7 protein-coding genes are annotated in these 5,789 nt (G+C 69.2%); 3 read left to right on the top strand and 4 right to left on the bottom strand.

Annotation, left to right across the window (positions count from 1 at the left end):
• On the bottom strand, positions 1–185 hold a 185-nt coding region (locus tag K8V84_RS20025), incomplete at its 3' end, for a hypothetical protein (RefSeq protein WP_304077235.1).
• A gap of 139 nt (positions 186–324) precedes the next feature.
• On the opposite strand from K8V84_RS20025, the gene K8V84_RS20020 reads away from it, so the two are divergent.
• On the top strand, positions 325–1,230 hold the full coding sequence (locus tag K8V84_RS20020) for a helix-turn-helix transcriptional regulator (RefSeq protein WP_304077232.1): 906 nt from the start codon (positions 325–327) through the stop codon (positions 1,228–1,230).
• Between the two features lie 10 nt (positions 1,231–1,240).
• Positions 1,241–1,429 (top strand): DUF397 domain-containing protein, encoded by a 189-nt coding sequence (locus K8V84_RS20015; RefSeq protein WP_304077230.1) that lies wholly within the window; start codon positions 1,241–1,243, stop codon positions 1,427–1,429.
• Positions 1,430–1,525: 96 nt separating this feature from the next.
• On the opposite strand, the gene K8V84_RS20010 is transcribed toward K8V84_RS20015, so the two are convergent.
• The 3 genes from K8V84_RS20010 to K8V84_RS20000 all read right to left on the bottom strand — a co-directional run bounded on the left by K8V84_RS20010 (position 1,526) and on the right by K8V84_RS20000 (position 5,247).
• Positions 1,526–2,440, bottom strand: coding sequence for a universal stress protein (locus tag K8V84_RS20010; RefSeq protein ID WP_304077227.1), 915 nt, complete (start codon positions 2,438–2,440; stop codon positions 1,526–1,528).
• 90 nt (positions 2,441–2,530) lie between these two features.
• Positions 2,531–3,448, bottom strand: coding sequence for a universal stress protein (locus K8V84_RS20005; RefSeq protein WP_304077224.1), 918 nt, complete (start codon positions 3,446–3,448; stop codon positions 2,531–2,533).
• Between the two features lie 89 nt (positions 3,449–3,537).
• Complete coding sequence (locus tag K8V84_RS20000; RefSeq protein ID WP_304077222.1) at positions 3,538–5,247, bottom strand: MinD/ParA family protein; 1,710 nt, start codon at positions 5,245–5,247, stop codon at positions 3,538–3,540.
• A gap of 183 nt (positions 5,248–5,430) precedes the next feature.
• Here K8V84_RS20000 and K8V84_RS19995 point away from each other — a divergent pair.
• Positions 5,431–5,789: alcohol dehydrogenase catalytic domain-containing protein (locus tag K8V84_RS19995; RefSeq protein ID WP_304077220.1), on the top strand; the 359-nt coding region annotated here is incomplete at its 3' end.

Raw genomic sequence — 5,789 nt, 5'->3', positions numbered from 1 at the left:
AGGAGCAGGGGGAGGTCGTCCGCAGGCGGGCGGGGGCGCGGGATCCGGGGCGAACGAGTGGCCGGCCACAAGTGGGCGTAGGCGCGCACCCGGGAGGCGCGACGGGGAGGGCTCTGACGAAGCACCCCTTCCGCGCGCTGGTGTACGGAAACCGGTTCGGACGGGTTCAGGTAACGCGGCGCCATGGGCGCACACCTCCTGGTTCAGGTGCCGGCTGGGAGGGCCGGCGGGATGAATACCCTCCTCATACTGACGCTGTCAGACTGACACGTCAATAGGACCTTGTCAGACTGACCGGAATGCCTGGTTCTGCGAAGGAGCTTTATGATCCAAGAGGCGGAGAACTCCGAACCGGAAGAGAGAGCGACAGCCCTCGTGGCACCACCGAACCAGCCCAGCATCGAGCGGCGCAGGCTCGCCGCCGAACTACGCGGCCTGCGCGAGGGCGCCAAGATGACTGTCGAGGAGGCCCGGACGGCACTCGGATGGTCATCGGGCCGCCTCAACCACATGGAGGGTGGACGGCACTCCGTTCCTGACACGTCCGGGTTCCGAGCCCTCCTCGACCTCTACGGCGTCACCGACCCACTTCAACGCGAAGCTCTTGAAGCGCTCCGTCGCGAGGCGAAGGCGCGGCCGTGGTGGAAGGACTTCGACGACGTCCTCACCGATGGGTTCCTTGGTTGGGAGGAACGAGCTCGTCGCATCTTCGCCTTCCACCCGATCGTCGTCCCAGGACTGCTACAGACTCCCGAGTACGCTGCGGCTTCGGCACGGGCTTCGCAGGCTCGCACCGAGGAGGAAGTCGAACGCATCGTCGCCGCTCGTGTGGAGAGACAACAGCGCGTTCTCGGCAAGGAGGGTGCTCCCGAGTTCCGCTGCGTGCTCGATGAGGCCGCCCTGCTTCGCCTTTCCGCCATGCCATCCGAGTTGGCCAACGCTCAACTTCGTCACCTGGTGGACATGGCCACCTCCGTCAACACCGTGGAGCTGCTGGTGTTGCCGATCAGTGTCGGCCTGCACGCGTCTCTGCACGGATCGACTGTTCTGCTGGAGTACGACGACGAACGGGACCCGCCGATCGTCTACCTCGAAACGCGTGGCCATGGCACCTACGTGACCGGATCCGCGCAAGTGGCGGACTACCGCATGGCGTTGGACGCCGTGACAGCGGATGCTCTGTCCAAGAGTGCCGGCATCGAACTGATCGCCGGCATGATCACCGAGTAAAGAGGCGCCCGTGCACTCATCCCGTAAGTTCCACAAGTCCAGCTACAGCGCGAACGAGTCAGCCTGCGTCGAGGTCTCCGAGGGAACGCACACCTGCGTCCGTGACACCCAGAACAGGGAAGCCGGGTACCTCGTCTTCCCTGCGACGGAGTGGTCGACGCTGCTGGAACTCGCTCGGCACGGAGCGCGAATGAAATAGCGAAAGCCCCCACCGTTGTCCGGTGAGGGCTTTCGGGTATTCATCCCAAGAGCACTCTATCCCGCTCCAGCGGCGCAGGGCAGGTGTCCTCGGCGACTAATCGTCTTCGTCGGCGTGCTTGGGCAGGACCACCACCGGGATCTTGGAGCGGTGCAGGATCCCCTGGCTGACCGAACCCAGCAGCAGGCCTCGAACGCTGCCCCGCCCCCGCGAACCCACGACGATGGCGTCGGCGTCGGCGGAGGCCTCCAGGAGGGCGCTCACCGGGTTGGACTGGGTCCGAACCACGGAGACCTGGACGTTGACGTCCTCGCGCTGGTCGTCCATGACGTCGGCCAAGAGCTCGGCGACGAGTTCCTCGGACTGCTTCTCGAAGATGTCGTCCTGGGGCTGGTATCCCGCGGCGGTCATGGCGACCGGGTCGTACGGGAACGGAACCTCCCAGCTGTTGACGACGACCAGTTCGCCCTCGGTCTCGGCGGTGAGGTCCACCGCCAGGCCCAGGGCGCGGCGGGCGTTCTTGGAGTCGTCCACGCCGACGACGACGCGGTCCAGCTTGGTGGTGGCGGGCTTACCGCCCTCAGAGGGCACCACCACGACGGGGCAGGGCGCCTGAGCGGCGACCCGGACGCTGACCGAACCCACGAAGAGGGCGGCCAGGGAACCGAGTCCCCTACTGCCCAGGACGATGAGGTCGTGCGGGTGGCTCTGGCGGATCAGCGCCAGCGGGGCCTCCTCCAACGCGGTGACGGTCTCGACCGCCAGCGAAGGCTGTAGCTTCTCGGCCTTCTCCTTGGCCGAGGTGACGACGGCGTCCGCCTGGCCGGACATCTCGTTGGTCGGCTGGAAACGCTGCGGTCCCCCGTAGGCCGAGACGATCAGCGGCATCCCCAGGGCGTGGACGATGTGAAGTGCGACGCCTCGACGAACGGCTTCGGCCGAAGCCCACTCGAGTGCGGCCTGAGACTGGTCGGAACCGTCGACACCGACGACCACCTTGCTGTCTGCCATGACTCCCCCTTAACGCTGCTGACCATCATCACCGAGTAGAGCAAATTCATGCGTGAACGGCACAGGTCGAAGGTCCCCTACGCATGACCATTAGTCCGCTTCGTCCGAATGTGGAGGCAGAACCGCCACCGGGACCTTCGCGTGGTGCAGGACCCCCTGACTGGTGGAGCCCATGATGAGCCCCCGCACACCCCCTCGCCCCCGGGATCCCACCACGATGAGGTCGGCGTCCTGCGCGGCCCGGGTCAGCGCCTTGACCGGATCGTCCTGCATCCGTACCGCGGAGATGTCCAGGTCCTCGGTCTGGTCGTCGATGACCTCGGCGAGCACACCCGCGACGATCTCCTCGGACTGGCGGTCGAACACCTCCTCGTGCAGCGCCCCGGCGTCCGCCGCCAGGGACTCGGGATCCTGGGGCAACGGCACCTCCCAGCTGTTGACCACCTCGACGGAGGAACCCGTGAGCAGGGCGTGCCGCAGGGCGAAGCGCAGAGCCCGGCGCGAGGAGTCCGAGCCGTCGACACCGACGACGACCTTGCCGTGACGCTGTTCGCCCGCGGCCTCGGGCACGACGATCACCGGGCACGGAGCGTGCGAGGCGGTGCGGGAGCCGACGGAACCGAGCATGATGGCCCGGACCGCGCCCAGTCCCCGGGAGCCGACGACGATGACGTCACCGCGCGCGGCCTCGTTGAGCAGGACCGCCGGCGCGTCCTCGGGTGCCAGGACGGTGGCGACGTCCAGGTCGGGATGGGCCCCACGCGCGTACTCGGCACCGTCGGTGAGCAGTCGGTGGCCGGCTTCACGAACCTGTTCACCGGCCTTGTACCTCTCGGACCCGGTGTCGGAGAAGGCGCCCATCACCATGGGCATGCCCAGGCCGTGCACGATCCGTAGTTGTTCGCCGCGCCGGGCGGCCACCTCCGTGGCCCACGCCAGCGCCGCGCGCGCGGCCGGTGTGCCGTCCACCCCCACGATGATCGCCGGTGGGCGCTCCTGAGCGTTCATGTCCACCCCTTCCCTCCCTTCCATTGTCGTGCCCGCACACCCGTAAACCAGGGGGAGGGGCCCGAGCGCTGTGACCTACCTCCCCCGGCTCAACGGTGGTGGGCGAAGGCCTCCCCGACGTTCGCGGCCAGCTGCAGGTAGGCGTCCTTGGTGGCGGGAGCCAGACGGTCGAGGTCGACCTCCGCGCCCTCCTCCAGGTGACCGTCCCAGGGGACCCGAACAACGGACCGGCATCGACCGGCGAAGTGGTCCTCCAAACGGTCGAGGTCGACACTGCTCTTGCTGTTGGAACGCACCATGGACAGCACCACGACGGCACCGGCCACGAGAGCGCCGTGGCCGTGCGCTTCGAGCCAGTCCAGGGTGGCGCTGGCGCTGCGCGCACCGTCCACGGAGGCGGAACTGACCAGCACCACCTGGTCGGCGAGGCCGAGTACACCGCCCATGGCCGAGTGCAACAGCCCGGTGCCGCAGTCGGTGATGCAGATCGAGTAGAAGTGCTCGACGATGCGGGCGACCTCGCGGTAGTCCTTGTCGCTGAACGCCTCGGAGACGGCCGGGTCACGGTCGGAGGCGAGGATCTCCAACCGGCTGGGAGCCTGGGAGGTGAAGCCGCGGATGTCGGCGTACCGCGACACCAGGTGGCGCTCGTTGAGCAGGTCGCGGATGGTGGCGGCGGTCTCCAACCGCACCTTGTCCGAGAGGGTGCCGCGGTCGGGGTTGGCGTCGACGGCCAGTACCCGGTCACCGCGCAGGGAACCGAGGGTGGCGCCGAGGGCGACGGTGGTGGTGGTCTTGCCGACGCCGCCCTTGAGGCTGAGCACCGCGACCCGGTGATGGCCGGTGGCGACGGGGGTGCAGGCCCGGGCGACGAGTTCGCGTTCGCGTAGGACCTTGGGGGACTCGCCCGGGTTGATCAGGCCGAGGCTGGCGGTGTGCACGGCGCGGCGCCACCCTCCGGCGGGCCCCTGACGCCGGTTGCGGACCAGGGTGGCGGCGTTGAGCGCGTCGGAGGTCACCCCGGGTTCGTACTCGGATGGCTGAAAGGGCGACGACGCGCCCCGGGAGACCAGGTCGCCGCCGCGCTCGCGTGTCCCGGTGTTCCCCGTCGTCCCGGTGGTCCCGGTCCTCCCGGTGGACTCGGTCGTCCCCGTGGTTCCGGCCGGACCGATCCGGCCACTCGACACCTGACCGGAACGATCCCGAAGGGGCTCGGTGCGTTCCGCCGGCTCCGACGAGGCCACGTCCGACCGTTCGGTCCGCTCCGACTCCAGGGGCGGAAGCTGCTCGGGTTCGGGGACGTCCGAGTCCGCTCGTATCCGGCGGGGGCCGAGCGGATCCTGGTCCTCGCGGCCGACCCGGCCGGGTCGGGAGGGCCGTGGCGGAATCCGGGGCTCCTCCTCACGCCAAGGGGTGTCCCCCGACCCGGTCCGACGGATTCCGGGCATGAGCCGGACCGTGCCGCCGTTCGCGTCCTCCGACTCGTCGGCGGCGTCCTCGTCGTCCTCACCCTCGGCCCCGGTCGCCGTTTCCGCCTCTGGATCCGGTGCGGCGTAGGCGGTCCCGGGCAACGGTGGTGAGGTGTCCTCTGGCAACCGGGCGTAGGGCGGGGGCGGGGGAGCCTCACCCTCGAACCCGCCGAACCACTGTTCACGGGGGCTGGGAGCCGACGGGCCCGGTGTGGACTCGGTGGCCGGTTCGTCGAGTTCCTCCGCAGCGCCCAGAGGACGCCGGATCGGCTCGGATCGGTCCGGCGACTCCGACTCGGCGCCTGACCCGTTGTGTTCGTGCTGTGCCACCGGGGTTTCTCCTGCGTCAAGGGGCTTGCTGTGGAGGTGGGGCCCTCCCGTGGGAGGTGTCGGGATCGAGCCCTCGAGGGGTCTCATACCCCTGCGAGCCCACCCAAGCATCCTTCCCGGTCACCTGAACAGTCTCCGATCCTTCCGATGTACTCCAGGTCGGTCATGGGTACTGTCGGCCCCATGCACGCGATCCGAATCACCGAACCGGGCGGACCCGAGGTCCTGGCCTGGTCAGAGGTACCCGACCCCGTCCTCAAGGAGGGTGAGGTCCTGGTGGACGTGGCGGCCACGGCGGTCAACCGCGCCGACGTCGCCCAACGCCAGGGCAACTACGCGCCCCCACCCGGCGCCTCCGAGTACCCCGGCCTGGAGTGCTCGGGAACCATCGTCGAAGTCGGCCCCGGAGTCGAGGGCGGGTCCGTGGGCGACCGGGTGTGCGCCCTGTTGTCCGGTGGCGGCTACGCGGAGCGGGTGGCGGTGCCCGCCGGCCAACTCCTGCCGATCCCGCACGGCATGGACCTGCTGGAGGCGGCGGCGCT

This window comes from Nocardiopsis listeri, assembly GCF_020741345.1.
Lineage (GTDB): Bacteria > Actinomycetota > Actinomycetes > Streptosporangiales > Streptosporangiaceae > Nocardiopsis > Nocardiopsis listeri_A.
Note: the sequence above shows the minus strand (reverse complement) of the source record. Positions and strands in the feature narration are given on the sequence as shown.

What these genes read in the sequence shown, in the direction of transcription:
- K8V84_RS20020 (WP_304077232.1), top strand. Translation starts at nt 325, where the DNA reads ATGATCCAAGAGGCGGAGAACTCCGAACCGGAAGAGAGAGCGACAGCC.
- K8V84_RS20010 (WP_304077227.1), bottom strand. Translation starts at nt 2,440, where the DNA reads ATGGCAGACAGCAAGGTGGTCGTCGGTGTCGACGGTTCCGACCAGTCT.
- K8V84_RS20005 (WP_304077224.1), bottom strand. Translation starts at nt 3,448, where the DNA reads ATGAACGCTCAGGAGCGCCCACCGGCGATCATCGTGGGGGTGGACGGC.